The sequence below is a fragment of the Paenibacillus sp. IHB B 3084 genome (genome assembly GCF_001447315.1).
Classification (GTDB): Bacteria; Bacillota; Bacilli; order Paenibacillales; family Paenibacillaceae; genus Paenibacillus.
Window position 1 is genome coordinate 14,526 of sequence record NZ_CP013208.1, and the last position, 25,084, is coordinate 39,609.

The following is a 25,084-nucleotide window of genomic DNA, read 5'->3' on the forward strand; positions in this document are numbered from 1 at the left end:
TCCGGTGGTTTTTCATTTCGTATTGAACTGAAATCTCGCCGTGGTTGCCCACCGGCCTTTGTCGGAGTAGCCGTGATGTTTCCGCATCACGGCTACTCTTATTCTATCCAGTATCTTATAACCATTATACCACAAATCGTTGTAGATGAAATGCCTGCTTCTCAAGCCAGGCATTTTTTTGTTATGCAAGAATGTTCGGAAAACAATTGAATCTGGATCTCCTTTCAATTCATGGCCATCCAGGTTTCGTTCCAAAATCCGAACATTGATATTGTGGCCAATGTGCTGGCATGGTACAAAACCCGAACGATATTTACAACAACTTTATAAGTTGGGATATACGACCTTGTGACACACCAAGCCATTTGCCATATTCACTTTGCTTGGCATTGGGATGTTCCTGTACCAATTTCCTTAGTTTTTCGATCAAGTCTTCAGTCGAGTGATACAGTCGCTTTCTTTTTTGCCTTGGCTCCTTAATCTTAGGGACTGGTATTGTAGTAACGCCTATATTCCCCTTCAATTCCGTTATGCAGTTCGCACATAAAAGCTTCCCCTTGAAGTAGGTTAGGTGTTCAATCGCGTCGCACAGCTTACAAGAAGTACCGACATACCTTTGCAGAGCAATGAAATTCCCTTCATCATTCCATAGAAATTCGATAGGATCACCGACCTCCAAGTTCATGGTTATGCGTATTTCTTTGGGAATAACAATCCGATATAACGTATCCAGGGAGCGTATCATACCTGTATTTTTCAATGTTAACCTCTCCTTTATCGTGTAGAAGAATTGAAGCCTGGCTATGAAATGGTTTGCTGGAGCTGCCTTAAACGGGCTATTGGTATGCGTAACATATCGGCATATTGCTGTTGTGTAGCGTCAGGGTACTTTTCCAGCAAATCCAAAAGCAGTTGGGCCATTACTTCCTTTGGTTGATGTTTCGGTTTATCTTTTTGAGTAGCTAAAGCTATCATTTGACTTTTACACTCACTGCATATGAGAGAATTTTTAAAGGTGCTTAATCCTTCGGTTGATTGGCAGAATTTACAGGCTTGGCCGATGTATTTACCTAGAGATAGTGTACCCGTTTCTGCATCTAAAAAAATTTCCACCGATTCGCCTAGTGCAATATCACTCATATATAGTACTTCCTTCGGGATTCCGAATCTTCCGAGCGAGTCTATCTTTCTTGTCATTGCGATATTGTTCATTTGAAAAACTCCTATTACCAAGATAAAAAGCAATTAAATAGCAGTATTTATTATTGTTCCAGAAGATGGTACTATTGTAGGTGGAAAACCTTTTATCATATTATAAGTTTTCCAACTATTTTTTTTATTAAAATGAGCATCACATTATAATTCACGCTGGAAGGGTGGTTTATCCATGAAAATCACACCTACGATACGGGCAGAAGTGGAAAAGTATTTGAAACAAAAAGGCTTGAGCAAGACTGAATTTGGACACATTACAGGATTAAATCCCGGTACTATGAGTGGTATTGTAACGGGCAACCGTTCTTTATCCATACACCAACTGGATAGCATTACTGCGGGAATGAATTTACCACCGGATTATTTTTATGAACGATACGTTGAAGAGAGCGTTTTAGATGAACCGATTAACTGGCGAAGAATTGGCCCGTTCTTACATCGATGTGTAGAGCTTCATCGGCTGGATTGTTTACAGCGAGTAGTAAGTATGCTATTAGATAACCCTATCTATCTTGATAACCTTTTTGAATTAGCCGAAGGTTCTCACCAAAAAGGTTATCAGAAAGCAGCCGCTTATCTTTATGAAAATGTGGCCGAAGGTGTAAAACAGCAGCATTCGGAACGACTTGCTATATGCCACTATCGCTTGTTTAAGCTAACAATTGGGAAAGATCAAGCTGTTAATCTCGAAGCAGCTTCTAAATTTGAATCGTATGTCTATCGTTTGAATGAAATAGACCAATTAGATGCCCTGAAAGATTTAGTGAATGTGTATAGATCATTGAGCCATTGGAATAAGGTGTATAAATTTTCGGATCAAATGGGCCAATTGGGACAAGTTCAATATGACATGGTGCATAATGCAAAACGTAAAGGAACAGAGCCGCAAAAAAAACCAAGCAGGCCGCTTTTCACTTACATAGCTTATGCGGAACTAATGTGCGCTAACGCTTGCGATGCGCAAGGAGACCATGAGCAGGCTTTAGCACATCTTCGCGGTTATGCCGATCTAAGTTGGGTGAAGGAAAACGATCCTGATTCACTCTATTGGTTAGATCAATTTCAGCATTTTGCGAAAATTAATACGTACGTAAACAAGCTCATGTCTGGAGATATTAGTGTTCTGCACGATTATGTAGAGTATATAGCGGGCGAACAACACATTTTTGCTGAACTCTTAAATGTTATGGAAGCAGCCAACCGGTACGATATAGATGTAGACGATATCTTAAAGCGTTTTGAATCCCAAATCGAAGCTTATCAGGAACCTTTATCTGACGACATCTTTACACAGCAAGTTTTACCGGAGGAATACGCACGATTTTGGTACAAATTGGCGAAGTACAGCCTAAATAAAGGTAGATATCCATATGGTTTCAAATGTTTAATAAACGCTTTTGAAAAAGCTGTTACAATAAACCATGGATTACTTATTTCCAACTGTACTGGCTTATTTGACTGTTTCAGAGCGCAAGCTGTTCCTGAAACAATGGCTAAGTACGAAAAAATCTCTAAGGAGGTGTGGGAAAGAAATGATAAAAAAGATGGCTTTCTTCTTGGTGGTAACTAGCTTTTTACTGGTATTCGCATTACCAATTCAAGCTAGTTACTTAAGCCCTGGCACAATTCAAACTCAAGGACACATTGGTGGATTATGATCCAGGTTTAATTTAATTTCTTTACCACAGACCAGCTTTTTTGCTGGTCTTTTTTTGTTTCATTTTGGAGATTTTTTTAACTAGAAAAATGGCGATTCATATTTTCACATTTTATCCTAAAATGAAATTCATTAGGAGTGAATGTGAATGAATACAAATGAGACATTGAATCAGCAGATGGAAGATGCTCGGCAGCGGCTTTATGACTTATCTGAACAGTATGGTTTTGCACATGCCAGCGTTCTTGAGCAATCTATGTTTTTAGATGAACTCATTAATCAGCATAACCGTATATTTCAAACCAGGAAGCTACCCCAATTGCTGTAGCCAATCACAATGATTTCAATTCATGCATACATGGAATACAAACTAAGGAATCTCTATATGGTTTCAGACTATCATTAGAGCCACATAACCTACATTTTTCTTTATCTATTTGATGTAGGATGATGCCTTGTTCTGTTGAGGCTAATGAGAAAGCGTCCTGCTTTACAATGCCTAATTCCCTCCTTATATCCATCGGTATAACGACTCTTCCCAAAGTATCTAATTTTCTAATCCATCTTTTTTTATGCAAAATTAATCCTCCTGTCACATAACGAATATGATTATAGCACAATATCTATAAAATGCCTTATTTGAAATAAAAATACATTTGAATGTAATGAAATGGTATTTTTTTGGTTGAGATATAGATTTCGTATTCGTAGTAGTAGCCAGGATAATAACCGTGCCAAGATCGGTTATTCATGTGAGCCGGACCAGCGCCGGGAGGATCCAGAAGATTACTGGATTTTCCCGGCGCTGGTCCGTGACCAGAGACGCAACCAACTGAATGTTTGGTGCAGACAAAAAAGCAGCTCCTGCATCTGCAGGAGCTGCTCTCTGAACGGCCACAATTATCTTTTGCGCATCCCTTTGCCTTGACGATAGGAGCTGCTACGTTTTCTCCCCCGCTTTGGAGTACCTGAATGGGAACGGTAGCCTTTAGGTGATGGGTCTACAACATGTGGCATTACAAAGGGAATGAGATCAAGAATTATTTTGGCTTTTTTGAGCCAATCGAAGAGGGTATTTATTACCCCGTTCCAGTCGATTCGTGCTGCCCAAGTGAAGAAGTGATGAATTTGTTCAATAATAAATTGTTGCATTTGTAAAAACCCCTTTCAAATGTAAATGAATTTATAATGCCTGTCCAACATTGAGAAACGTATGACTTTCAGTTTGACCCCTTTTTTCTGTTACCACCTTCCTTCGTTCTACCTCTACAATATTTGTGAGGATACAAGATCATAGATGGAGAGCACATGTTTTATAACTTGGCTGCGGTCTGACCTCTGTTCTAATCTTTGCAGAGATAAAATAGCGATGTGCTCGTTATTTTGTGACACATGCTCTCCACGTTGGAATAAAAGTATTTGTCATGTGAACAGGGTTTTGAATTTCAAACTAAACTTACATTTCTCCTCTTATATTTAAAGCGCACAGTTTGGCAGCCAAAAAAAGTCATGACCATAGAATCAATTTTCGCTTCGTAAAAATGAACTGTGACCAGGGATGCGCCAAGGTAACAAAAAGCAGCTCCTGCATTGCCTGCAGGAGCTGCTTTTTGTTGTGTAATGAATTTGTTTCAATTATTGATGAAATGTGGCGTTCCTAAAAGCATGCTTTTTGACACACAGGAAATTCTATTGTTTTAACGTGCCAAAACATAGTAAAATAAAATTTAGTCACACGCCAAAGTAAGGAACCACGTTATGGCGCAGTATTGGGCATGGGAGAGTGATTCACTTTGAAAATTGCTTACGGTCGAGTTTCGGCTAAAGATCAAAATCCGGAAAGGCAGCTCATTAAGTTTCGAGCGCTGGGAGTTGAGGAAAGAAATATATTTGTAGATAAGCAGAGTGGGAAAAATTTTGATCGGCCATATTACCAGGCTATGCGGCTAATGATTCGTGCAGGTGATCTTATTTACCTTGATGCTCTTGACCGCTTGGGGCGTGACTATGACGGTATAATAAGAGAATGGCAATACATCACACAGGAGATCGGAGCAGACATTGTATGCTTGGACAACGAAACCTTATTTGATAGCCGTAAATTTCGGGCAATGGGGGATATTGGAAAGGTTTTGGAAACTCAATTTTTGAGTATCTTAGCTTATGTAGCCGAGCAGGAGCGGAAAAAGAATCGTCAACGACAGACTGAAGGTATTGAGGTAGCGAAAGCAGCCGGGGTAAAATTTGGCCGTCCTAAGCAAAATATAACGCCTGAATTTATTCGTGTATATAACCATTGGAAATCTGGAGCCATCAAAGCGGTGGAAGCTATGCGAGAATTAGATATGAAAAACCGAACGTTTTACCGCAGAGTAAAAGAATATGAGCAGTCGTTTGGTGGTGAATTTAGTAAGTATGAAGAGTTGTCTACCAATTAAGGACAGGGGGGTTAGAATTGAAAACGGTAATGAATATCAAACAAAAAATGGAATTTAAATGGGGAGAGATTATAGCCACAAAAAATAAGCGTGAAGCTCTTTTTGATAAATTTGAAGCCAATAAAGATAGGATTTCCGAGCTATATTTTGAGCTTGAGATCAAGCAACTTCAATATATGTATTTAAAGCGTGAGCAGCTAACAGAAATGAAAAGAACAACAATGATTCCTGATAGCATAATGAGGATCGATAAAATGAACGAAGCATGTATTCAGCTCAGTCAAAAAAAGCTTATAGAATACGGATATAAAGAGCTGCTAGAACAAGAAGGGCTGATTTAGTAGGAAGGGGGATGGTAAACTATGAAAATAGATGGTACAAAAATAAAAAAATATAGGAAGAAATTGAAACTGACCATTCAGCAACTTGCTGATAAAGTAGGATTATCCTCATCCGCGATCGGCATGTATGAACGTGGGCAGCGGACTCCAGACCTTAGAACGATTCATATTTTTGCACGCTTTTTCTCTGTAGAGGTAGACTATTTTTTGGTTGGGATGACAGTCAATCAGGAACAAATTGATATGTCATATGCTGCTAACCAAGCCCTGGAAAGAGCTTCGGGAATTTGTGAATTATGTGGTGCTATGGCTCCTTTTAACCACAGTAACGGGACACCTTACCTCGAAACTTATAAAATAAAAGCGTCGGAACATGTGGCGGCTGTTTGTCCTAACTGTCGTAAAAAGCTGGAGATTCTTGAGCTGCCGGGAGATATTATTTATCTCCAGAACAAGATCAACAATACACATGTGTCAGCCAGTCCAATCTAATTAAATGAATAGGTGGGTGAAGTGTATGGATTTGAAAGAGCATGTTTTGAACGAGTTAAATAACATACTTGGATCTGATGCATCGGACTCAGAAAAGATGATGGTTGCAGGGGCATATATCATCGGATGGTTAGCAGAAGGCGTAAAGACGAAAAAATTGACGATTCAAGAGGTATACGACATTATGGGTGCATACAATGTATACGAACAATCTCTTGAAGGGACAAAATAGTAATCACATGAAGCGGTTTTAGTAAAAAGTGAAGGGATACCTAACTGAAAAAATGGATTGTAATAAGGTGAGAAATGCAGACAGATAATGTGGAGGAATTGCAACTTGTCATTGAGTATGTGGAGCTTCCCTTTTTATTGACGATTTTGGAATTGAATATCAAGAAGATAAAGGAGTCAAATTTTAAGCTTGGCCCTCTGTTTGAGCTGCACTTGAAAACGATGCAGGATCGGGTTTCCAAGGAACAGTACCGAGTGCGCCAGGAGATGAGAAGGCGTGGAATCAAAGTCTTGGAGCAACATCAACTGGAGGATCGTATTACGGCCAAATATCTTTGCCGGGGGTATACACACGACCTAAGACTACTCTGGAGTAAGGTCAAAGCGGATACAGAAGTGCGGCTGGCAGAATATTTAGGGGTGGATATCAGCGAAATACAAAGGCCCTAGTGGCCATATGTCTGGAGCTTATTCAAGGAGGAGGGGATTTGTCCGGACTCAAAGCGTCCGTCCGGATCCCCTTTGTTCAGAGAGTCTCGACCAGGAAATCAATTGAAGCTTAGAGGTCCGTTTGAACATTCAAATTATTTTAAGTCCTCGATCTTCATTTTATCTAGTTCTTCTTGCTGTAATGTTTTCTTTTTTTTCAATTGTACATTGTATCTTTTAAAGAATCTGATTAGAAATATAACGCCCAAAATAATCAATGCGGCAAACAGAATCCAGGAAATCGTCAAAAAAATCGTAACTTTCATCATACTAATTATCTCCTTTTGTTATTGATTTATTGTATTCGGTAACAAGTAATTTGGCTGTTGTAAAATCAATTCGTTCATCTATTGCCAAACGCTTAATCAAAGAAATAAATGTGTCCTTATCATCATTTTCAGTTATGTTTATTTTTGAATTAAACGATCTAATCGAAGTCTTACTGTAGGATATGTTACGTTATAAATGGATGCAATTTGTTTGAGTGATCCTGATTCCAAAACGAAGTTTTTAATAAATACTATATCTTCATCATCAAGATTGACCATCCAATCAGGAATAATTCTAATTGTCATAAAAATCCTCCCGTTTCAATTGTCTTTCACAATATTATAGTATTATTTAATTATGTTAAAGTCAATATTCATTTGTTGTTTATTTTTATTTTTTTGGTTCTACAAGTCAAGAATAGGTGAAATGAGCGCATAAAAATAGGCCATCACATGGCCATGTGTCAGAAGAAAATAAAGTTCTAGACTGAAAAATAAAGTGTTAGACTCAAAAAATAAAGTATTAGACTGAGGAAATAAAGTATTAGACTGATGATGCTTCATTAAGCTAACGGGCAGTTTAGTTGAAATATTTTGGAAGTTAATTCGTAAATTTAGCAATAGTTTTTAAGGAGATGATAAGTATGAAAATAGAAATTGAGGTTAGAGCATTTGGAGAAGTTGAAGTTCAAGGTAGTGAAGATGCTTATAAAGGTGTCGAACTAATGCGTGTACATAAACTTTCTAAAGATACAACATTAGGTGAAGTTGAGACTCTATTATCTACGCTATTTGGAGAAGTTGAGAATGGTTATAATAATCCCAAGCAATGCCTCGGTAAAATCACAATTCGAGCAAAAAAGGAAAATGGTGAAATTGTATATTTAGGTTAGAAGGATTATTGAGCTAACGGGATACGATAGTTCAATAAAAACACGGAAGCAGCCGACCACAATGATCGGTTGCTTCATTAAGCGGGCAGTATAGTTCAGTTATAAGCGTACTCATCTGAAAGGAGCATGTTAATATGGAGATATTTAGGAAGTAATAACGGGTATAGAAAATATAAATCAGGAAAACTTAATGGTGCAAGGAAAAAAAAAAAAAAGGAGCATAAAAATGTCCGTTCTTATATCCGATAGAAGAATTCCATCATTTCTCCCTGAAGAATCAACATTAAAACCATTAACAGATTACGAAGATTATGTCTCAAAGATAAGGAAATTGGCTATTGAACTGGGTGATGAGATAAAAAATAATGTCCCTCCTCTGGAAGCAATGGAGAATTATAATAGGAAATTAGAAGATCTACAAGACGAATTTATTAACATCAGACTAAATGATTACCATGCAGTTCGTAAAGTTGAACAAATGGGACTAGTCGAAGCCAATCATGAGGGCACAAACCATGGTTCGCCGAGACATACATCCTATACAAATGTGGTTTACGATGCTCCAGATGGTATGGTCTTTGATACCTACACTCCTGGTATCACATCCACTTATGGCGATTGTCACGATTATTTCAATATTTTAGATGGAGGAAAAAATTCCATTTTCAACTAACAGCCAGAGCAAGATATGACGCTGGGAGCAATATAAAAGCCACTCCAACCATTGTATGGAAAATAAATCCGGATGATATTTGGGATAATTGTAGGGATGACTTTGGTACACTAAAAAAATTAGCAATTTAACAGAGCAAAAGCATAGAGCATCACTCTTAGATACATGGAAAAAGGTGTGCAAGGAAAAAGTTGAAGAAGCATACGATGAGTACATGCAGCGAATCAAATTAAAAGATAAATAAAGAACCCTTGCAGGTCAATTCAACTAACGGGATACGTTAGTTGAACGACAACAGCGGCAGTCTAAGACTTTATTTATCAAGTCTTGGTCCGCCGCTGCTTCTTTTAATTGATCAGTCTAAACTTACTTTTCAAAAGCTGACGATTTTTCAATTCAAAAACCGCGTTAAATCAACGACTCTAGTCTAATACTTTATTTTCACCGAACACCATGAAAACAACCGTCTTTCAAGGGGGAGCAAATGTGAGAAAGTGGTGGGTGAAGTTTCAAGTATATGTAACTAAAAAATAAAATATGGTATTGAGACACCGATAAGTGTCTCAATACCATATTTAGAGCTGGGCTATCAATAGGTTAGTTAACCCAAGTTTTAAGAGTGGAACCATTCATTTGGGCAGAAAGTACCCATCTTGTGTTCGACCAGCCATTAAAGGAAAGATCCCACCATCCTCTAGCTGTTGTGCTTGTATATTCAAGACCGGAATCGGTAACGTCATACCCAACAAATGAGTGCCAAGGATCATAAGCTCTTGTGATTTTGTGGCTGCTGTTGATATCGATATAGTATTCCCCGTTCAATACTCCGGAGTACCAATATACCTTCCATTTGCCAGTGGCATTAGGATATTCACCAGAAGGCTTAATAGTATCAACGGGTTTAACGCCCAAGACGATGGTGTCTCCATTCTCCGATTTTACTGTCACTTCTTGAGCCACTCTTTCGTTTAAATCAAAAGTAGCAGCATCGCTAGTAACGGCATCGATTTTACTTTCGGAACTTGGGCTTGCGAAAGCGGGAACGGATAAAGCTGCAAATATGAACAAAGCAAACAACATAGAACCCAATCTTTTCACAACAATCACTCCAATTCGTATTATTTTTCAAAAAATAATTACAATTTCTTACAAAGAAATGTGTGGCGCCACACAGTTGTAAGCTAATGGAGGATAAAGCAAAACAGTGTTCATGTAACAACGCCTTTTCATATGTACATCTTAGTTGTCTAGTTATTTGCTTACATACTAGCATATAATTTCATATAGATCAAACATTTTTGGTTTTTAGTATATTAATAGGAGAAAATGACAAAATGTATTAAATTGTGTGCCTGTTTTTATTGGATAAAGAACGAAGAAAGATGTTTCTGGGAAACCGGAAGCGTCTTTTTTTGGGTTGCCAGAGTTGGACAATCCAATCATATTGTTCGTGTTTTAAAGCAATTTGTATTTTACTAAAAATTCGGACATTAAACTTTGTAGCCAATATGCTGGTAGCTTGGAAAATCCAAAGGATAGTGGTTATTTCTCGAATTAAAACAAGGAAGATATACTATAAGAGAAAATGAATGTGCAACATTCAATAAAAATAGATTAGGAGCGTGTTTCATGAAGAAAGAAGAATTGCATTTTCATTCTGGCATCTATCGGTTTACTTGGCCTTATTTGGGGGGCATTCGGTTCCGGATGATAAAGGTGAAGTCAAAGTATATCAATGTGAAGTAGAGCTACGCGTCGGCCAAGATGAAGATATGCGTGACGGAAAGTTGATTACTGTCGTCGTTACGTCTTATGCACCGCCAGGTGTTCAAAATTTTATCGAACACATTGCTACCAAAGTACGGATTGCTTTTTTGATAGAATCTTTTATGAAAAGCATTGGGAGAAGCCCGTTGTTCCAGAGGACAGCATTCGTTGGATTGAGCAGCATCTATTTTCTCAAGGAAGTGGCAATACTTCACATGATTTGATTCAGGAAGTAACTATGAAATGGGATGCCAAGCGATATGCATATAGTAGCCCATCGTGGACGCCGATTTCACGTAAGTAGCAGTTTAATAGAAAAACAATTATTCAATCAAGGGTGTTTCTGGATCAATCCGGAAGCGCCCTTTTTCATGCGCTGGTTACTACCTGGGCTGGTTTAAACCAACTTGATCTTGTAGAAAGGAAGCTGGCTTCCAGATCGGTGAGCTTCAGGGGGAGCGGCAGGCTAAAAAGCTTCAGATCGAAACCGGGGAGACTGGCTCACGCTACCAGCTCTAGGGCGGCAGAGGTCGCCACCCAAGACCTGTTAAAGCGCCGCTGGAGGACTACTTGGGCCGATAACAAGAGCGCCTAAACCGGGGGAGAGCACCCCGGCCAAGGCGCTCTATGTTCCTGTCCCGCGTTTAACGACCTCCACGGGCGTAGATCAAAAGCATTTGAAAGTAGATCAGGGAGATGGAGAGAACCGGCATCCGCCGGTTCTTTCTGATGGAAAGCATTTTTTTCCCTTTTGCCTTCCGCATGGTATCAGCTCTCAGCCCGACTAGGCCCCCGGCGTGCCGAGCCTCCGGCTGCGCCCCTCCACACACCGGGGGCCAAGACGGGCAGCCAGGCGGTCAAGGGGCGGCAAAACTTTTTCTTCCTAATTATAAAAGAGAAGCGGAAGAAAAAGTTTTGCGCGCTGATCCCTTGACCGCCTGGCTATGAGACTGATCCCAAGCATGCGTCAAAAGGGAAAAAAATCCCCTTTGGGATGCCAGCCATGCGGCAGGCAACGTCCGAAAAATGCTCTTTGACAACCCAAAATTCAAGACAGAAAGGAAGAAAGAACATGCCAAACATGCTTAGAAAATTCCCTTTAGGGCGAGTTGTGGGAACGCCGGGATGCTTACAAGCGGTTTCGGAAGATGAAATTTGTTAGCTCTATGCTGGCATATTTCGGGGAACTGGGGCGAGATATCGGAAGAGGACAAGGAGAGCAACGAGCAGGCTTTAAAAGAGGGTGGACGGCTGGTATCCGCCTATAGAAAAGTCGGAGGGTTAGGTTCTGGATTATTACGGAAGCTGATCGAAGCGTTACCACGTTGCTACTGCCAGATGAATATTAAGGGGGAGCAGGCATGAAAGAAGAAATTTTACAGCGGTTTTCAGATATGTACACGATGCAGACAATGATGATTATTGGTCATTTCTGGAGTGGGTGGTCATAACGCGGATTCAGCAGTGTGAATCCACTATAAGCGATTTGGAAATGCGGCGGGAAGAGGGCGACGAGGACGAAAAATTGCACAGCTTCTTACCGATTGCCGGGAAGAATTAGCCGCTTTTAAAGAATTAAAAGCATTTGTGGATCGGAACAAGCCCGAATAAGGGGGAACTTCTGAAAGGGGGTGAAACCGATGCAGAATGAAACATTGCTCAGGCTGGCGCTGATAGGCGCGTCCTTACAGGTGGTTATACAACTGCTTGGACTAAGCAAAGCCCTGTTAGAGTGGCTAACGGCCCGGCAAAATGCGAAAAGCTCCAATCGCTGCGAACGATTGAAGCCCAAAAAACAAAACCTAGATAGCTAAACAAACCTTGGTGAAAAGGTTGGTAGGACGGATGCTTTCCGTTCCTACCCTCCTATCATAACACGATTTTTATGAAAAAAAGGGAGGACAAGCCCCATGCAAGATTATTTATTTCCGCTTATTCTGTTGCAACTGCTCAGTATTTTCTAAGTTTGGTCACGGTTCTGATTGTTCGTGACACGGAACGACTGAAACGGCGGTGAACCCGGTTCACTGTCCGGTGGCGGCTGTCACCAGCCGTCGTTCATGACCAAACGAGGGGAGCAAACAACATGAAAAATGATGTATACGAGCTTGTAACCAAACGAATTTTGGATATGCTGGCGGCAGGTGTTGCCCCGTGGCGGCAACCGTGGGTTGTCGGCGGCGCGGTCAACTGGAAAACACAAAAGCCCTATCGCGGCATTAATACGATGCTGCTGGACTCTGGCGAATATGCCACGTTCAAGCAAATTAAAGAGGCTGGTGGCAGAGTCAAAAAGGGGGCGAAGGCGCAGCCCATTGTATTTTGGAAGTGGCTGGAGCTGGAGGACGAAGACAGCGCAGAAGACGAACCTAAAAAAATACCGTATTTACGTAAACATGCGGTGTTCAATATTCAAACGCAATGCGAAGGGCTGCAAAGCAAACGGCAGGAATTGACATTTCAGCATGACCCGATTGCCGCCGCCGAAGCGATCATAAACGGATATGCAGGTGGACCGCCTACGAGTTTAGTTTCAGGGCGAGCTTTCTACAGACCGAAAACGGATCGTATCAGCGTACCGCCGTTACAGGATTACCCCAAAGCCGAGGAATATTATAGCGTTCGGTTTCATGAAATGGTTCACAGCACGGGACACCGTAAGCGGCTGAACCGTCCCGGCATTGAGCAATTCGGGGAATTTGGCGATCACAACTATACGAAGGAAGAACTAATTGCCGAAATGGGCGCGGCCATGTTGTGCGCTACCAGTGGCATTGACAATAGTACGATCGAGAACAGCGCGGCTTATATAGATAGCTGGAATCGCAAATTAAAGCAAGAACCGATGTGGATTATTCAGGCGGCGGGACTAGCTCAAAAAGCGGCTGACCACATTTTGGGCGTAACATTTGACGAGGAATCCGGGGCAGCAGCTCCAGAGCATAGGGAGGCTATAGCACATGGAATACGCTGATTTCATCACGTTTTGCAAGACGTTTCAAGAATATAACGCTTTTGATTTTGAGGAAAGCGAAATCGTGCAAGTCTCTAAAAAACCGCCCGTGTACACGTATAATGGCATGTTTCGGGATAACAGCAACTATAAAACGAATGTAGTTATCACGCTCGATGCACGCGGGATAACGTGGCAGATTGCCGATGGTTGGGAAGATGCTGACGAAGAATTGAACATCATTTATGACGCTCTATGTGAAGCGAAAGCGGGATTATAACCACCAACCGGCACAAACGCGGCTGCGGCCTACAGGCCGCAGCATACACCAAGAAAGCAGGGAGAACCCATGATCTATAGATACTACAAACGGCCAACCACCGAGCAGGCTATACGAACAGTGCGGCGCTTGCTGGAGCGGGGCCGATTGCGACCAGCGGACATTGTAACAGTCCGAGGAACGTACAGCGTCCGGCGCTGGTACCGCTTGACCATCCGTACCCGGCATGAGCAATTTCAATTCACAGGCTTTTCATGGTTTTACTACGGTTCGGGGTCGCTTGGTCTTCAGCTCATTTTCCGCTGGCTGCTTTTGCCTGAAGCCTGGCGCAGCCGCTTCACGGATATTCAAAATCAGGGCGATACGTACCAGCCTAATAGTTTTTTAATTCCCGCAAATCAGGAGGATATAAAACATGATGAAAGCCCATAAACAGAAGGTTATTGCCGCTTTTAAGGTAGCTCATGGTATCTATTATCAGGCCCGGTTTATAATCGACGGTCAGCCCATTTGTGTACACTTCCAGAAATCCAATGAATATGAAGTTACCGCGCAGCAGCTCCGCGAAAAGGGTGTATGCAATGTGGAAACGATGCTGTCGCGTGTCAATCCGCATGTCCCGGTGTATTACTGCATTTGGCGAATCGGGGAGTCAATCTACCATTTTGTCACGAATCGCATCCATGAAATGCTGGAGTATTTAACCGAGAGCGATCATGACCGCATTTGCGATTTTGAACTAGACACACGCTCTATTGTAGTGCGGCGGCATGTACAACTGTAATGGCCGCTATATTCCGTTTGTTCCGAAAGGGGGGTGCGCCGGAACCCGGCGTACTCCTTACCCGGTATTTGATGAAGACATACCCCGACGAAATAGAGCAGATTTTGGCTGCTGTGATGTATGAAGGGCATGAAAACGGGGTGTATCGCTACCGTAATCGGCTGACGCGCCGTTGTATTACCCTGGACAGCCGGGGGCGGCTGGTGAGCATGGAGCCGTTCGCGCTGGATTACTACTACTAGCGGTAGTAGCGGCAGTCCTGGGCCAGCGATCAGGGGGGACTTTCCCCCCTGAACCCCCCACATTAAAAGAACATTCCAAAGGAGCTAATTCGTCATGCAAGCGATCTATGAAACGGCCGCAGAAACGGCCAAAAAAATACGTAAGGTACTGAAAGAGCAATTTCCCGGTGTTCGTTTTACTGTGCGTACGTCTGAAACGTCTCAAAGCAGCAGTGTGAATGTCAAATGGACAGATGGCCCGTTAGAGCCGGATGTAAAGGAAGCGGTGGGATGGATGAAGAGTAATCAGCGCCGTCCGGAGGAAGTAGGGTATGTATGGGAGGGGTGCGTTATGCCGGGGCCGAGCGTGTGAGCGTGTCCCGTTCGTTATCGCCCGAGCGCCGGGCGCTCCTTCTTCACTACTTGGAAGAACAGCCAGGACATGCGCCCGGTGACGATTTTCTTATGTATGAATGGCTGGCAGCCGAGCGCGTACTTTTACAAACCGGGGAGCTAGTTGGCCCGGCCAGCGTTGCCGCTGACCGGACCGACAGCAACCCCTTACCCGAGCATCCGGCCAGTCGGCCCGCCTGCCCGCCGATTAGGGAAACGATGGGCCAGATTATCCCCTTTCCGCAGCGTGCTTTGAGAAGCCAGTCACTTACGCCTGACCAGGCGATGAAATATGAAATGATGAATGCCTTGAGCGACGAGCTGCCGTTCATCAAAGAACTGTTGGAGCTGGACGGCCAAAAGATTGATTACTTGTTTAGCCAACTGGCTTCCGTCTTTTATGGTGATACCCCTTATCGTTCGGAAAAAGAGTAATGTAAGATCCACGGCCAACGGATAATCCGGTCAGATCCCGCGCAGATTTCCGAACAATTCTGCCGGGACTGCCCAGGATGCGTTCGGGATATCCCCTTTTAAGCAGTTGCGGTTGCAACCGCAGGGGTTTGGTTGAAACCAAACCGAGTTTGAAGGTGTGGCAGATTTGGGTCAAATGTGTTCGTACAATGCCCTTTGGAGCTGTGTATTTGGGCAAGCGTTTATTTTGCCAAAGGCTTGTGATCGAGGCTTCTTTTTTTTATTTTGGCTGCTTCCTGATCGGAAAGCTTCAGGGGGAGGGGAGCAGCCAGGTTGAAAAGCTTCAGATCGAAACCGGGGGGACTGGCTCACGCTACCAGCTCTAGGGCGGCACAGGTCGCCACCCAAGACCTGCTAAAGCGCCGCTGGAGGACTACTTGGGCCGATAACAAGAGCGCCTAAACCGGGGGAGAGCGCCCCGGCCAAGGCGCTCTATGTTCCTGTCCCGCGTTTAACGACCTCCACGGGGCGTAGATCAAAATCATTTGAAAGAAGAATCAGGGAGGGCAGAAAACACCATGAACGCTACATTTCGCCGCTTCCGCATTCGCTCCATCACTCCATTTCGCTAATCATCGTGTTTTCTGCAAAAAAGCAGCACCATGATTCCGCTTCGCTCCATCATCGTGCTTACCGATTAAAACCGTTTTGAAAGTAGATCAAGGAAGAAGGAGAGAACCGGCATGCTGCCGGTTCCTCTGTATTGAACACGCATTTTCGCCCTTCCGGGATCTGGTTCTATGCGGAAGACAAAAGGGTTAGAGGAAGCGCAACCTACGTGCTGCTAACCGAATTTTGACCATAAATAATAGAAAGTGGGAATTATTCATGCGGGTGTACAATGACGAAGCTACCACGTTGGTAACAAGTGGCAGAGGGACGGTGCAGATTTTGCCAAAGTCTTTTGCAGAGCTGGGAGAGTTAGATCCCAACGCTGCTTTTAACGCAGAGGATTTTTACATGGTCGAGCCGGGGGATTGGTACGTCAAGCGGGAGGACTACATGCCCAATACGGATTTAGAGATTTACGATGCTAGACGGCCAGCGTAACACTGTTTTCCATATCAAACCAAGAAAGCGAGGAATATGGATGAATTACATGAATAGAACCCTGGTGATCGGCTGGTTTAAAGACATGAAGCGTTGGGATAACACCATACGGAGCATTCACTTTTTGGACGAGCTGCTGAAACAGGTGAATGATCTGGCTTATCAGGAATCGGAACACGAACTCAATTCCACTAAATTAATGGATTGGGTGGATAACTACAGTAAAGCTTACAACAATCCGGATATCGGCCCGGTAGACGTGAACACCGCAGCGACGATAGAAAGCTTCTTTGAGAAGGTCGAGTTTGGTCATTTTGAAACAGGGGATGAAACCAATCCGGAGATTATAGAGCTTTCCCCTTTCAAAGTGCTGGAGCATGAGGACTACGGATACTACATGGGGCGGGAAGCCATTATGAGTTGGTCACATGGCGAGTATGTAGAGTTTGATCGGCAGAGCAGCTATTACGAGCAGCATGAGGATGCCGAAGCCGAGCTGTATAGCAGGCTTGGTTCTGACAAAGTAGGTACCGCCGAGCGGCCTTGAATCCCTTTAGAAAGGTGGTTGTCGCATGAATAATGCGGAGCTATTGCAGAAGATGGAGCGAGAGCGCCGGGAACTGCACGAGCTGGCCGGGCGCTATGGGTTTCGGCATCCGAGCGTTATTAGCAAGAGCGTGCAGCTAGACCAAACGCTGAATGAATTTCAGCGGCAGAAAATAGAAAGAAAGCCGACTGTATAGCAGGACAGCCGACTTTCGGGGCGAGCTTTTGGAGGACTCGCCCCGTAATTATACCACAGCAGCAGGGGCGAGCGGCATGCAACGATGGGGCTATATTGCCAAGCATGAACCGCAAATATAGCAGAAAGCCAGCGGCGTACTGTACTGATTCTGGATGCTACGCTAGTTTGGCAGTCACCAAGGAGGGCTAGAGCATATGAGGACGAAGAAAATAAAAGACCTTTCCAATCAGGAGTTAGTGACTGAATATAGCTTTATCGTGGCTAAAGAATCCTCATGGATACCAGGCCCGAACGCAAGAGGAATAAAGGAATTTGAAAAGACCATGCAGCGAAGCCAATTGCTACGTATAGAGCTGTTAAGCCGCTTGGGTGAGCCGGAGGAATCCATTTTCTCATATGCCTGGGAACAGGAAACATGGGCATCCGATGCCAAGCGCTCCAGCCTGCTTCAAGAACACTTGAGCAGTTGGGAAACCGATAAGAAGCGGGCGCTCACGCTCTCAGATGCTATACAAGAAGCTATTAGCTTATTGAGCACATTTAATGAAGTCGGTCACGCGAATTATGATTTAAAGAACGGTGAAGGCGCAGGCAGTCCACAGGAAGCAGAGGAACAGAAGGAAACTGCCCGTAAAGAAATGCGCCTGATCCGGGCATTTATACGTAAACATAAGCGGACGCGTCTGACCAAGAGGTAAAGAGTACCCTTGGTTGGATGTTCCCTGGTATTAGTAAGGGAGCGCTCTCTACCGATCAAGGAGGTTATCAATATGAAAACATGCGGTTATTGCGGTTCGGCGGTGGAGCGAAAATCCAATATGTACTATTGCGCTTTTTGTGACATGGAATTGTTCAGGGAAGATGTGCAGGAGGATGGGCAGCGGAAGCCGGTATCTATTACGGCAGGCGCTACGCTGGCCGGAGCCGAGCGCAGCACGTCCGAATTGATGGAACTGGACAGCTATTACCTAACGGAGCTGCTTACGCTGGTTCGCAGCCAGCGCAAGCAGGTGTACAACAGCTTGCGGATTGTCAACAAAGGGGCTGCTTTATCTCCAGGCTTTGGACAAGCTCAGCAGCAGGGCGGTGCAAACTATGAGTACTGGACTCGAAAGGTATGGGTTATTGAAAATATTTTGCGTGAGCGTGCAGGGTACTATCCGGGCAAAATTACAGAAAACTATTTAAATAGATTCCGTGAACAGGTCTATAAGTCTAATGAAGTTCTGATGCTTATAAGGTCGGATTCCATACAAAAATGATTTTATCCAAATCTTTTATTCTATTACATTCATAGTAAGGGGATATTTTGTTATGTATCATGGATTTAAAGAATATGGCATTATTAAGGTAAAAGTAAAATGCTTTAATGATGCATGTGATAACGTTTTGGAGCATGAATATCCTTTAGACGCTGGTTCTCCTAGAATAGAGGGGAATTGTCCTAAGTGTGGTAAAGGCTATTCCAAAAAAGTGTATAATATCGGGGAAGAATATATCGTTGAAAAAAATTAAAAGATTGAATTAAGGAGAGGGAGAATTTTGCTTAAAGAGCAGATCGAGAATATTGAAACTCAGTTGCAAGTGTTTCCGGATTTTAAACAGATCAGTTTGCAGCGTGGAGACATGACGACAGTATTACAGTTTTTAAAGCAACTACAAGCAATTGGAGACTTGACGGAGTTGTTGGCTGTCTTACAGGCTGCATGGGAAAAGTCAGCCACATGCACCGACAAGGAGGACTGTCAGGGAGCCATAGAACGGCTTCGTGATGCGCTGGATGTATATGTAGAGCGATAGATCTACTTCTAACAACGAAAAAAAGAACTAGCTGTAAAGGGTGCCTGATCGGTCTGAAGAGTCTTAAATTTTAGCGTTAGAGCTTCACATCCCAAAATAGGTGGTGTTGAAATGACGATAGCGAATCAGATCATGTCTATGAAGCCGGGAATGGAGCTTGATGAAGAAATTGCCACGGTTATTCTGGATATTATAGGTACTATTGATATTGAGGGAGAATTAGGACAGTATCGAAGCTATTCTTCTGACCCGTTGGCCGCAATCAATTTGTGGGAATTTGCTAGTCGGGCCTTTGCTCCTGTTGCTCTCATTAATTATGGTGATATTCCTAGCCAGATTAGTCATTACTGTAGTATTAAGGACGAAGAAGATGAAGAAGCTTTTGTTGCAGTTATGACACGGAACTGGATGGAATCTCTTTCTAAGGCGTTTCTTCTTTATTACAATAATCTATATGGTGATTATGATTTACAATAATCTATGTGACATGGCTCATGCTAGCGGCTCTAAGGCGGCAAGGTCGTCAATTGAACAGCGGGGTTGACAGGAGCTTAGGGCGCACGGCGTTTAAAATAATAATAGGGTGTACCTAGTATACTAGGTACACCCTATTATTTATAAGAGCATATAGGTGTACCTTTTTTTGATTTTTTTTGTTTTATAGAATTAATTGAGGAGTATAGAGGGTATACCGGTGTACTTTTTTTATTTTTCACTCGGGTTGTGGATGGTCGTTTGCGTGATTTGAAACTGATATTATTTTTTTGTGCTAAAGTGTACTTAGTAAACCCGGTACACTCTTTTTAAAATAAGGACTTATTGGTTTACTTTTAAATGGAAGTGATATATAATAAACTTATTAAAAGTTTACTTAGTACACCTGGTACACCTCTTGTTTTATATATAATTCAAAGTAAACCATAGGACGGTGAGGAGTTATGAAGGAACCAAAAACGTATAAATTGGAAACGCAGTTGATAGAGAAGATGGAAGAATTGGCATCATCAAGCGGTTTGTCAACTCAAAACGATTTCATGGAAGACATGGTACGAGTCTATGAAATGCATCGGCTTAAAGAAGGGATCGGGGGAGGATATGCATCCCTTCTCTCTGAATGGGAGTATCATAAGAACCGCGAATATGAAATAATAGTCAACATCATAGAGTCAGAGTCGGCGGCGCGACTGGAGATCACCCAAGAGCATGAAAAAGTACTTGCTGAAAGAAGTGCGGCGTTTTTTGCTCAGGAGCAGACAATTGCCGAGCAGACGGTAGAAATTAAACGTCTCAAGGAAGAAAGCAAAGTTCTGGTAAAAACGAACACCGAGCATGAGCAGCTAATTGAACAGTTGCGAGATAATCAGAAAAAGGGAGATAGCTTGATTGAAGAATATAAAGGGAAAATTGATACATTAAGCGGGCTTTTGAATGAATCTAAAGCCGCTGCTGCTGAAAGTAAAGAGTTGGCGGGGCAAGTGGCCGAGCTACAAACTAGCCAGGACAAGCATATGGACCGGATCGCACGCCTGGAGAATGATATAACTGTTCTGGAGCAGCAACGGCAGGAGCAATTGGAACAACAAACCGAACGGCACGAGCAAGAATTGCAGCAGCAGCAAGCCCGTCTGGATGTTCAACGTGAGCGCGATTTGGTTCAACTCAGAGTGGAATATCAGAACAAGATTGAGAAGCTTTCGGCAGATGCTAGGGTTTCAAGTGAAGAATCTACGGCTGAAATCCGAAAGCTTTATAGCATTGTGGATAGTTTGCGGGAGAAGGCGGGAGCTGCCAAGAGCACAACCAGTCGCAAAACTGCTACTCCAAAAGATGAAGGTAAAACTCAATAGATTGAGGATTGTTCGGAAAAAGAATGATTTTTCGTGCTTGGCCAGCTCCTTCAGGAAGATCCAATTGGTTTAAAACCCGAACATTCGTAGGCTGGACGCACAAGTGGTCAGTTAGCAAATAATGCCCCCGGCTAATCACCGGGGGCATTTCAACTTTAATCGTCTAAATCACTAAGGAATGTCTTACGAGTAAAATTTCTTATAGTTGAATTTGTTTCAAAGGATGCTTGTCGAGGATCAGGTATGTTGTCCTTTGGCTTGCTATTGACTACTGCCGGTGCTGTGAGCCTTGGAATAGGAACTTCACTAGGATTGCTCACCAACTGTACAACTAATTGTCCAATCAGCGCTTTCGTTTTGTCACTTTTTAAGAATTTTTTTTCTTCCTCAGTCAAATTTTCTGGAAAAGGAATGACCAACTGTTTTTCCGGCCGTTGGAATAACGCTTCTTTTTCAATAGCTTGTACAAATCGTTCTGCAATCTCGCTGCTAAATTTTCGTTGATGTATCTCTTTTAGATTCCCTAAGTAATCTGATACAGTTTTCGGCACATCATGAGGGAGACGGAATGACACCACCTTCCCACCTTGAAAATCAGATTCGGACATGGGTATCCCCTCTTACTCAGCGGTAGCCGCTGCTTCTGATATCTTAATTCCTTTTTCATCCAAATACATTAGAAGAATTTTGAAATATGCACGAGCAATCATCCATACACTTTCCTTTGCACTGACGAATCTAAATGGATATTGATTTTCTTTTGAATTGATTTCAGTTAAAGCATTTTTCAACACAACTGCCCCGCCGCCTATTTGATAGGCTAAACGTGTATCAGGAACCTTACGCCAAACTTCTTTGATTAATTTATATTCTTCCTTAGCTAGTTCAGCTAATTCCGGTTCGATAATATCTTTAATAGATATTCGATTTCCGTTTTTCCAAATATGATACTGTTCTTCCGGTTGTTCATTGGTAATAATTTCGACAAGAACCCGCCGACTTTTTATTTCGTATTTATGTTCTTTGTCAACTTTCCGGATGATATTATCCAGGGTTGTCGAAACACCCTTTTTAATTCCATCTGAATATTGGTTGTCCACTTCTGAATTTTTTGTAATGACGGCTGTATCTGTGGATAACCCGCCAATGTCATTTATGATAATGCTTTTACCAATCAAATCTTCATTTTTTGTTGAGCCATCATCATTGGTTGTAAGATCAACAAATGCTGCAAAGCCTTCTGTATTGACAATAACTTGTTCAAATTGCAAGCGAACAGTTTTTCCTTCATATAAAGGAGTCTTTAAAAATGTAACTAGATGCTGGCCGTTTTTAATTTTGTCTCTAAAAGCTTTTCTTTTCCCTCGCTTTGCTTCGTCCAGAGGAAGGCCAGTGGAAAGATAGTGAGGGACTTGATAAACTCCTTCTTCATTTGGAGTTCCATTCCATACAGCATCCAGAGCAGCAGTCGTCAGGAGCATAATAATGGGTTGGTCAGAGTCGCTTTTATCCTCTTCTGGAGTCAATTCATCATTATTAGAATACTTTGCTGCTAAATTGCCTACAGCAACTTTGCGTTTATTGTTTTTCAATGCAGTAGATGTAATTTCTACATGAAGTGCGTCTAAAGGGTCTTTTTCCATATCTATAATGTCACGATCCTCTAAATCTACGACAACGTTGGGTATAGTAAGATCGGCTGTTAGACTGTTGAGATAGGCTTTTACAGCATCATTTCCAATATCAACGGCCAATGCTCTTTCGGCATTTTTCATGCAATGATTCGCTCCTTTTGATAGGGGATTTTTGGTATGATTTTATTGTATACTTATTTGTATACAAAGTCAATTTATTTGTTTACAATATTGTATACAAATAATCACATAAAAAACCCTTGCTACTCAAGGGAATGAAATTATGCGAATTGATTTTTGTGGAATAAAATAGAAAAAACCACCTGCAAGGCAGGCGGTAGAATTAAAGACTTGCAAAAACCAAAGAATAGTGGCAAAATCTGATATAAGAGATTTATCAACATGTGGATAACTTTTTTGAATCGTACTTATTCGACTTTTTAGATAAAAAAAGACAAAAAGAAAAAGCACCACCCAAATTTTATGAAGAAGTCTAGTTTGGCGACCTGCCTTCATCATAAAACCCCAAGAGTTGTGCTTTACTCGTTTTTTGCTTCTGGGTATATTATACCCTATTTGCGAAAAGAAAGTAAAGCCAAACTCTTAATTTCCTACTGCCTTTTTTTAGGCGTGGTGCTGGAAATGGGAGTTTTTTTAATGCCTACATATGCGAATTTACCTAATTTACCATATAACTCATTTTGGGACTTATATCATAATCAGCTCACGGATCGGCCAAAACGCTATGAAAAGGCTGAAAACCGTGATCATAGTTTGGGATGGGTGTACCTAAGCAACGATTGCCAATCTGCCAAAGCTGTTCGTACTTACCAAACCCTATTTGTCCTTAGTGACCATTATACATACTATACCCCTAATACCTTCTATCGGAGAGGTTCGCGCAACCAGGAGACTTTGCGCTGGCTTAATGCGATTGTATTAGACGTGGACACAAAACGTGGTGTGAATGTCGGTCTTTGCTTGCCGGATCTTCTCGAACAGATCCGGTCTGCTGGTCTGCCGCTGCCTACCATGGTTGTGAGAACCCCAAGCGGGGGCTACCATGTCTATTTTGTGCTGGATTCCCCCCGTAAAGCGTTCTCTAATGCCGTTGCGACCTACAACAAGCTACAGCTTGCTATGGCTACAGCCATCGGTGCAGATCAACAGGCAGTTGGAGCAGAGCGCTATTTCCGCATACCTACCGAGAAAAACGTTATTTACCGGAGTGAACGACGGGTAGCTTTTGAAGAATTGAACGATTGGTATTGGCTTAACCATGAGCCGGAGCAAGAGAGCGCTAGAACGGGCGTTTGGGCGCGGCGTGGGCTTTTGGAGCGGGAAGCAGTCCAGGCGCTTCTACGGGGCGTAGAGCGCGGCAAAAGGGATAATGCAGCGTATACGCTTGCCCTGGTATACAAAGCTGAAGGATATGACCAGGCAGATGCAGAGGACGAGCTGCATGGGTGGAATAACCGTCTGGATTCGCCGCTTCCGGAGCGAGCTATTCAACAAAAGGTGCGGAGTGCGTACAAGCCGGGCGCTCCAGCCGGGCCAAAAGCCGATTGGATTTACTATTTAACGGGGGTTCCTTTCGCGCATGCAGCGAAGTGGGAAGCGGCCAAGCCGAGAGCAGATAGAGAACGTAGCCATTATGTAGAATGGGCAAGTGATATACTCGAATTTCTAAGAGAGCAGCCCGGCCAACAAGTTACCGGATCGCAGCGGCAGCTTGCAGCTTCTTTCGGCATGTCCCTGTCTACTTTTCAGGAAGTTGTATGTAATTTAGTACAAACGGAAAAAATAACATTAGAGGTATCCGGAAAGGGACGAGCAGCACGCACAACCCTTCGATTGGTAGGGCCGAAAGATACCACCAAAACTACGGCCAAGATCATCCCTTTTCCAAAACAAGAATTTACAAATAGTTACATAATTAATGTACCAGTCTCCAATACATTTAAGGTTCTAGGGGGGTGGCGGGTGGGGTTTACCCTGGGCTTTCTGGGGGTTGCTCTATTTTGCCTCCGCCTCTACCTTAGTGTATTTTTATGTGGGCTTCTTTTCCCTGCTCTCTGTTGGCGTTTCTTTTTTCGGGGTTTTCCCTTTTTTGTTTGCACTTATTTCTAGCTCTCTTTTTTTTGCCGCGCTGGACCTATTTTTGATTTAGTTCTGGCTTCCTGTGCTCCGCTTTAAATTCCTATTCTTCCCTGTTATTTTAGCCCTGTCTACTCCTGATTCTTCCATACAATTGACCTAGTTTGGTCTGTCGAATTTGGGAGTATCTGTTCATTTTATGTCGATTTGGTTCTTCTCTGGAGGCATGTTTGCTATACTTAATTGCATGAAACACCGAAAAACCACTCTAACTTGAGCCGAAAAAGGCTGTATCCCTATGTTCTTTTTGAGTTGCACCCCCACCCCCGCCAATTGCTTGG

36 protein-coding genes and 2 pseudogenes are annotated in these 25,084 nt (G+C 42.7%); 30 read left to right on the forward strand and 8 right to left on the reverse strand.

The window, feature by feature from the left end:
- Positions 1–313 precede the first annotated feature (313 nt).
- Together ASL14_RS26895 and ASL14_RS27560 are read right to left on the reverse strand one after the other, a co-directional pair.
- The gene (locus tag ASL14_RS26895) at positions 314–760 is read right to left on the reverse strand and encodes an AbrB/MazE/SpoVT family DNA-binding domain-containing protein (protein ID WP_044648648.1); all 447 of its coding nucleotides are present in this window, start codon (positions 758–760) and stop codon (positions 314–316) included.
- 41 nt (positions 761–801) lie between these two features.
- Positions 802–1,140, reverse strand: a complete 339-nt coding sequence (locus ASL14_RS27560) for a hypothetical protein (protein ID WP_189338301.1) — start codon at positions 1,138–1,140, stop codon at positions 802–804.
- Positions 1,141–1,387: 247 nt separating this feature from the next.
- Here ASL14_RS27560 and ASL14_RS26905 point away from each other — a divergent pair, with 247 nt between their 5' ends.
- The gene (locus ASL14_RS26905; RefSeq protein WP_044648647.1) at positions 1,388–2,785 is read left to right on the forward strand and encodes a helix-turn-helix transcriptional regulator; all 1,398 of its coding nucleotides are present in this window, start codon (positions 1,388–1,390) and stop codon (positions 2,783–2,785) included.
- 235 nt (positions 2,786–3,020) lie between these two features.
- On the forward strand, positions 3,021–3,200 hold the full coding sequence (locus ASL14_RS26910) for an aspartyl-phosphate phosphatase Spo0E family protein (RefSeq protein WP_134914835.1): 180 nt from the start codon (positions 3,021–3,023) through the stop codon (positions 3,198–3,200).
- A 4-nt stretch (positions 3,201–3,204) separates the two neighbouring features.
- Here ASL14_RS26910 and ASL14_RS26915 read toward each other — a convergent pair whose 3' ends face one another.
- Together ASL14_RS26915 and ASL14_RS26920 are read right to left on the reverse strand one after the other, a co-directional pair.
- Positions 3,205–3,450 carry an AbrB/MazE/SpoVT family DNA-binding domain-containing protein gene (locus ASL14_RS26915; RefSeq protein WP_052646918.1) on the reverse strand — a complete coding sequence of 82 codons (246 nt, stop codon included), beginning with the start codon at positions 3,448–3,450 and terminating at the stop codon, positions 3,205–3,207.
- Between the two features lie 322 nt (positions 3,451–3,772).
- A complete protein-coding gene (locus tag ASL14_RS26920) occupies positions 3,773–4,024 on the reverse strand; it encodes a hypothetical protein (RefSeq protein WP_134914836.1) in 252 nt (83 codons plus the stop codon).
- A 641-nt stretch (positions 4,025–4,665) separates the two neighbouring features.
- On the opposite strand from ASL14_RS26920, the gene ASL14_RS26925 reads away from it, so the two are divergent.
- The 5 genes from ASL14_RS26925 (at position 4,666) to ASL14_RS26945 (ending at position 6,824) form a co-directional block, all read left to right on the forward strand.
- On the forward strand, positions 4,666–5,310 hold the full coding sequence (locus tag ASL14_RS26925; protein WP_134914837.1) for a recombinase family protein: 645 nt from the start codon (positions 4,666–4,668) through the stop codon (positions 5,308–5,310).
- 17 nt (positions 5,311–5,327) lie between these two features.
- Positions 5,328–5,651 (forward strand): hypothetical protein, encoded by a 324-nt coding sequence (locus ASL14_RS26930; protein ID WP_134914838.1) that lies wholly within the window; start codon positions 5,328–5,330, stop codon positions 5,649–5,651.
- Positions 5,652–5,672: 21 nt separating this feature from the next.
- Positions 5,673–6,143, forward strand: coding sequence for a helix-turn-helix domain-containing protein (locus ASL14_RS26935; protein ID WP_134914839.1), 471 nt, complete (start codon positions 5,673–5,675; stop codon positions 6,141–6,143).
- Positions 6,144–6,168: 25 nt separating this feature from the next.
- A complete protein-coding gene (locus ASL14_RS26940; protein WP_134914840.1) occupies positions 6,169–6,375 on the forward strand; it encodes a hypothetical protein in 207 nt (68 codons plus the stop codon).
- 74 nt (positions 6,376–6,449) lie between these two features.
- A complete protein-coding gene (locus tag ASL14_RS26945) occupies positions 6,450–6,824 on the forward strand; it encodes a YhjD family protein (RefSeq protein ID WP_134914841.1) in 375 nt (124 codons plus the stop codon).
- Between the two features lie 309 nt (positions 6,825–7,133).
- Here ASL14_RS26945 and ASL14_RS26950 read toward each other — a convergent pair.
- A pseudogene (locus tag ASL14_RS26950) lies at positions 7,134–7,438 on the reverse strand (DUF2089 family protein).
- A gap of 338 nt (positions 7,439–7,776) precedes the next feature.
- On the opposite strand from ASL14_RS26950, the gene ASL14_RS26955 reads away from it, so the two are divergent.
- A complete protein-coding gene (locus ASL14_RS26955) occupies positions 7,777–8,025 on the forward strand; it encodes a hypothetical protein (RefSeq protein WP_134914842.1) in 249 nt (82 codons plus the stop codon).
- A 226-nt stretch (positions 8,026–8,251) separates the two neighbouring features.
- Positions 8,252–8,698 carry a hypothetical protein gene (locus ASL14_RS26960; protein WP_134914843.1) on the forward strand — a complete coding sequence of 149 codons (447 nt, stop codon included), beginning with the start codon at positions 8,252–8,254 and terminating at the stop codon, positions 8,696–8,698.
- Between the two features lie 597 nt (positions 8,699–9,295).
- Here the strand turns inward: ASL14_RS26960 and ASL14_RS26965 are convergent.
- Entirely contained in the window at positions 9,296–9,796 is a 501-nt protein-coding gene (locus tag ASL14_RS26965) for a DUF5626 family protein (protein ID WP_134914844.1), read from the reverse strand.
- Between the two features lie 524 nt (positions 9,797–10,320).
- On the opposite strand from ASL14_RS26965, the gene ASL14_RS26970 reads away from it, so the two are divergent.
- The 20 genes and pseudogenes from ASL14_RS26970 to ASL14_RS27055 all read left to right on the forward strand — a co-directional run bounded on the left by ASL14_RS26970 (position 10,321) and on the right by ASL14_RS27055 (position 21,012).
- Complete coding sequence (locus ASL14_RS26970; protein WP_134914845.1) at positions 10,321–10,689, forward strand: hypothetical protein; 369 nt, start codon at positions 10,321–10,323, stop codon at positions 10,687–10,689.
- Positions 10,690–11,537: 848 nt separating this feature from the next.
- Positions 11,538–11,814, forward strand: a pseudogene (locus tag ASL14_RS26975) (hypothetical protein).
- A 291-nt stretch (positions 11,815–12,105) separates the two neighbouring features.
- Positions 12,106–12,279 carry a hypothetical protein gene (locus ASL14_RS27565; RefSeq protein ID WP_189338297.1) on the forward strand — a complete coding sequence of 58 codons (174 nt, stop codon included), beginning with the start codon at positions 12,106–12,108 and terminating at the stop codon, positions 12,277–12,279.
- A gap of 272 nt (positions 12,280–12,551) precedes the next feature.
- Positions 12,552–13,439 carry an ArdC family protein gene (locus tag ASL14_RS26980; RefSeq protein ID WP_134914846.1) on the forward strand — a complete coding sequence of 296 codons (888 nt, stop codon included), beginning with the start codon at positions 12,552–12,554 and terminating at the stop codon, positions 13,437–13,439.
- Complete coding sequence (locus ASL14_RS26985) at positions 13,426–13,698, forward strand: hypothetical protein (RefSeq protein ID WP_134914847.1); 273 nt, start codon at positions 13,426–13,428, stop codon at positions 13,696–13,698. Before ASL14_RS26980 ends, ASL14_RS26985 begins: the two co-directional genes overlap by 14 nt.
- 69 nt (positions 13,699–13,767) lie before the next feature.
- Positions 13,768–14,130 carry a hypothetical protein gene (locus ASL14_RS26990; RefSeq protein WP_134914848.1) on the forward strand — a complete coding sequence of 121 codons (363 nt, stop codon included), beginning with the start codon at positions 13,768–13,770 and terminating at the stop codon, positions 14,128–14,130.
- Positions 14,114–14,482: a hypothetical protein gene (locus ASL14_RS26995; RefSeq protein ID WP_134914849.1), complete on the forward strand. Its 369-nt coding sequence runs from the start codon at positions 14,114–14,116 to the stop codon at positions 14,480–14,482. Before ASL14_RS26990 ends, ASL14_RS26995 begins: the two co-directional genes overlap by 17 nt.
- On the forward strand, positions 14,482–14,724 hold the full coding sequence (locus tag ASL14_RS27570) for a hypothetical protein (RefSeq protein WP_134914850.1): 243 nt from the start codon (positions 14,482–14,484) through the stop codon (positions 14,722–14,724). The genes ASL14_RS26995 and ASL14_RS27570 overlap by 1 nt, the downstream gene beginning before the upstream one ends.
- A 94-nt stretch (positions 14,725–14,818) precedes the next feature.
- Positions 14,819–15,076: an LPD29 domain-containing protein gene (locus ASL14_RS27005; protein ID WP_134914851.1), complete on the forward strand. Its 258-nt coding sequence runs from the start codon at positions 14,819–14,821 to the stop codon at positions 15,074–15,076.
- Entirely contained in the window at positions 15,040–15,531 is a 492-nt protein-coding gene (locus tag ASL14_RS27010) for a hypothetical protein (protein WP_134914852.1), read from the forward strand. The genes ASL14_RS27005 and ASL14_RS27010 overlap by 37 nt, the downstream gene beginning before the upstream one ends.
- 209 nt (positions 15,532–15,740) lie before the next feature.
- On the forward strand, positions 15,741–15,896 hold the full coding sequence (locus ASL14_RS27155; RefSeq protein ID WP_189338298.1) for a hypothetical protein: 156 nt from the start codon (positions 15,741–15,743) through the stop codon (positions 15,894–15,896).
- A 502-nt stretch (positions 15,897–16,398) separates the two neighbouring features.
- Positions 16,399–16,620 carry a hypothetical protein gene (locus ASL14_RS27015; protein WP_134914853.1) on the forward strand — a complete coding sequence of 74 codons (222 nt, stop codon included), beginning with the start codon at positions 16,399–16,401 and terminating at the stop codon, positions 16,618–16,620.
- A 49-nt stretch (positions 16,621–16,669) separates the two neighbouring features.
- A complete protein-coding gene (locus ASL14_RS27020; RefSeq protein WP_134914854.1) occupies positions 16,670–17,167 on the forward strand; it encodes a hypothetical protein in 498 nt (165 codons plus the stop codon).
- Between the two features lie 25 nt (positions 17,168–17,192).
- On the forward strand, positions 17,193–17,363 hold the full coding sequence (locus ASL14_RS27025; protein WP_082067295.1) for an aspartyl-phosphate phosphatase Spo0E family protein: 171 nt from the start codon (positions 17,193–17,195) through the stop codon (positions 17,361–17,363).
- Positions 17,364–17,559: 196 nt separating this feature from the next.
- On the forward strand, positions 17,560–18,063 hold the full coding sequence (locus ASL14_RS27030; RefSeq protein WP_134914855.1) for a hypothetical protein: 504 nt from the start codon (positions 17,560–17,562) through the stop codon (positions 18,061–18,063).
- A gap of 72 nt (positions 18,064–18,135) precedes the next feature.
- Entirely contained in the window at positions 18,136–18,627 is a 492-nt protein-coding gene (locus tag ASL14_RS27035) for a hypothetical protein (protein ID WP_134914856.1), read from the forward strand.
- Between the two features lie 52 nt (positions 18,628–18,679).
- Complete coding sequence (locus ASL14_RS27040; RefSeq protein WP_134914857.1) at positions 18,680–18,880, forward strand: hypothetical protein; 201 nt, start codon at positions 18,680–18,682, stop codon at positions 18,878–18,880.
- A gap of 27 nt (positions 18,881–18,907) precedes the next feature.
- Complete coding sequence (locus ASL14_RS27045) at positions 18,908–19,165, forward strand: hypothetical protein (protein ID WP_134914858.1); 258 nt, start codon at positions 18,908–18,910, stop codon at positions 19,163–19,165.
- Between the two features lie 111 nt (positions 19,166–19,276).
- Positions 19,277–19,642: a hypothetical protein gene (locus tag ASL14_RS27050; RefSeq protein ID WP_134914859.1), complete on the forward strand. Its 366-nt coding sequence runs from the start codon at positions 19,277–19,279 to the stop codon at positions 19,640–19,642.
- 461 nt (positions 19,643–20,103) lie between these two features.
- Positions 20,104–21,012 carry a hypothetical protein gene (locus ASL14_RS27055; protein WP_134914860.1) on the forward strand — a complete coding sequence of 303 codons (909 nt, stop codon included), beginning with the start codon at positions 20,104–20,106 and terminating at the stop codon, positions 21,010–21,012.
- A 155-nt stretch (positions 21,013–21,167) separates the two neighbouring features.
- On the opposite strand, the gene ASL14_RS27060 is transcribed toward ASL14_RS27055, so the two are convergent.
- The gene (locus ASL14_RS27060; RefSeq protein ID WP_134914861.1) at positions 21,168–21,620 is read right to left on the reverse strand and encodes a hypothetical protein; all 453 of its coding nucleotides are present in this window, start codon (positions 21,618–21,620) and stop codon (positions 21,168–21,170) included.
- Positions 21,621–21,632: 12 nt separating this feature from the next.
- Complete coding sequence (locus ASL14_RS27065; protein ID WP_134914862.1) at positions 21,633–22,787, reverse strand: ParM/StbA family protein; 1,155 nt, start codon at positions 22,785–22,787, stop codon at positions 21,633–21,635.
- A gap of 516 nt (positions 22,788–23,303) precedes the next feature.
- On the opposite strand from ASL14_RS27065, the gene ASL14_RS27070 reads away from it, so the two are divergent.
- Entirely contained in the window at positions 23,304–24,776 is a 1,473-nt protein-coding gene (locus ASL14_RS27070) for a primase C-terminal domain-containing protein (RefSeq protein ID WP_189338299.1), read from the forward strand.
- Positions 24,777–25,084 lie beyond the last annotated feature (308 nt).

What these genes read in the sequence shown, in the direction of transcription:
- ASL14_RS27015 (WP_134914853.1), top strand. Translation starts at nt 16,399, where the DNA reads ATGCGGGTGTACAATGACGAAGCTACCACGTTGGTAACAAGTGGCAGA.
- ASL14_RS26990 (WP_134914848.1), top strand. Translation starts at nt 13,768, where the DNA reads ATGATCTATAGATACTACAAACGGCCAACCACCGAGCAGGCTATACGA.
- ASL14_RS27060 (WP_134914861.1), bottom strand. Translation starts at nt 21,620, where the DNA reads ATGTCCGAATCTGATTTTCAAGGTGGGAAGGTGGTGTCATTCCGTCTC.
- ASL14_RS27035 (WP_134914856.1), top strand. Translation starts at nt 18,136, where the DNA reads ATGAAAACATGCGGTTATTGCGGTTCGGCGGTGGAGCGAAAATCCAAT.
- ASL14_RS27065 (WP_134914862.1), bottom strand. Translation starts at nt 22,787, where the DNA reads ATGAAAAATGCCGAAAGAGCATTGGCCGTTGATATTGGAAATGATGCT.
- ASL14_RS27030 (WP_134914855.1), top strand. Translation starts at nt 17,560, where the DNA reads ATGAGGACGAAGAAAATAAAAGACCTTTCCAATCAGGAGTTAGTGACT.
- ASL14_RS26935 (WP_134914839.1), top strand. Translation starts at nt 5,673, where the DNA reads ATGAAAATAGATGGTACAAAAATAAAAAAATATAGGAAGAAATTGAAA.
- ASL14_RS27010 (WP_134914852.1), top strand. Translation starts at nt 15,040, where the DNA reads ATGGGAGGGGTGCGTTATGCCGGGGCCGAGCGTGTGAGCGTGTCCCGT.
- ASL14_RS27040 (WP_134914857.1), top strand. Translation starts at nt 18,680, where the DNA reads ATGTATCATGGATTTAAAGAATATGGCATTATTAAGGTAAAAGTAAAA.
- ASL14_RS27025 (WP_082067295.1), top strand. Translation starts at nt 17,193, where the DNA reads ATGAATAATGCGGAGCTATTGCAGAAGATGGAGCGAGAGCGCCGGGAA.
- ASL14_RS26940 (WP_134914840.1), top strand. Translation starts at nt 6,169, where the DNA reads ATGGATTTGAAAGAGCATGTTTTGAACGAGTTAAATAACATACTTGGA.
- ASL14_RS27055 (WP_134914860.1), top strand. Translation starts at nt 20,104, where the DNA reads ATGAAGGAACCAAAAACGTATAAATTGGAAACGCAGTTGATAGAGAAG.
- ASL14_RS27565 (WP_189338297.1), top strand. Translation starts at nt 12,106, where the DNA reads ATGCAGAATGAAACATTGCTCAGGCTGGCGCTGATAGGCGCGTCCTTA.
- ASL14_RS26985 (WP_134914847.1), top strand. Translation starts at nt 13,426, where the DNA reads ATGGAATACGCTGATTTCATCACGTTTTGCAAGACGTTTCAAGAATAT.
- ASL14_RS26945 (WP_134914841.1), top strand. Translation starts at nt 6,450, where the DNA reads ATGCAGACAGATAATGTGGAGGAATTGCAACTTGTCATTGAGTATGTG.
- ASL14_RS27050 (WP_134914859.1), top strand. Translation starts at nt 19,277, where the DNA reads ATGACGATAGCGAATCAGATCATGTCTATGAAGCCGGGAATGGAGCTT.
- ASL14_RS26995 (WP_134914849.1), top strand. Translation starts at nt 14,114, where the DNA reads ATGATGAAAGCCCATAAACAGAAGGTTATTGCCGCTTTTAAGGTAGCT.
- ASL14_RS26955 (WP_134914842.1), top strand. Translation starts at nt 7,777, where the DNA reads ATGAAAATAGAAATTGAGGTTAGAGCATTTGGAGAAGTTGAAGTTCAA.
- ASL14_RS26905 (WP_044648647.1), top strand. Translation starts at nt 1,388, where the DNA reads ATGAAAATCACACCTACGATACGGGCAGAAGTGGAAAAGTATTTGAAA.
- ASL14_RS26960 (WP_134914843.1), top strand. Translation starts at nt 8,252, where the DNA reads ATGTCCGTTCTTATATCCGATAGAAGAATTCCATCATTTCTCCCTGAA.
- ASL14_RS27560 (WP_189338301.1), bottom strand. Translation starts at nt 1,140, where the DNA reads ATGAGTGATATTGCACTAGGCGAATCGGTGGAAATTTTTTTAGATGCA.
- ASL14_RS27005 (WP_134914851.1), top strand. Translation starts at nt 14,819, where the DNA reads ATGCAAGCGATCTATGAAACGGCCGCAGAAACGGCCAAAAAAATACGT.
- ASL14_RS27570 (WP_134914850.1), top strand. Translation starts at nt 14,482, where the DNA reads ATGGCCGCTATATTCCGTTTGTTCCGAAAGGGGGGTGCGCCGGAACCC.
- ASL14_RS27020 (WP_134914854.1), top strand. Translation starts at nt 16,670, where the DNA reads ATGAATAGAACCCTGGTGATCGGCTGGTTTAAAGACATGAAGCGTTGG.
- ASL14_RS26920 (WP_134914836.1), bottom strand. Translation starts at nt 4,024, where the DNA reads ATGCAACAATTTATTATTGAACAAATTCATCACTTCTTCACTTGGGCA.
- ASL14_RS27070 (WP_189338299.1), top strand. Translation starts at nt 23,304, where the DNA reads ATGCCTACATATGCGAATTTACCTAATTTACCATATAACTCATTTTGG.
- ASL14_RS26980 (WP_134914846.1), top strand. Translation starts at nt 12,552, where the DNA reads ATGAAAAATGATGTATACGAGCTTGTAACCAAACGAATTTTGGATATG.
- ASL14_RS26910 (WP_134914835.1), top strand. Translation starts at nt 3,021, where the DNA reads ATGAATACAAATGAGACATTGAATCAGCAGATGGAAGATGCTCGGCAG.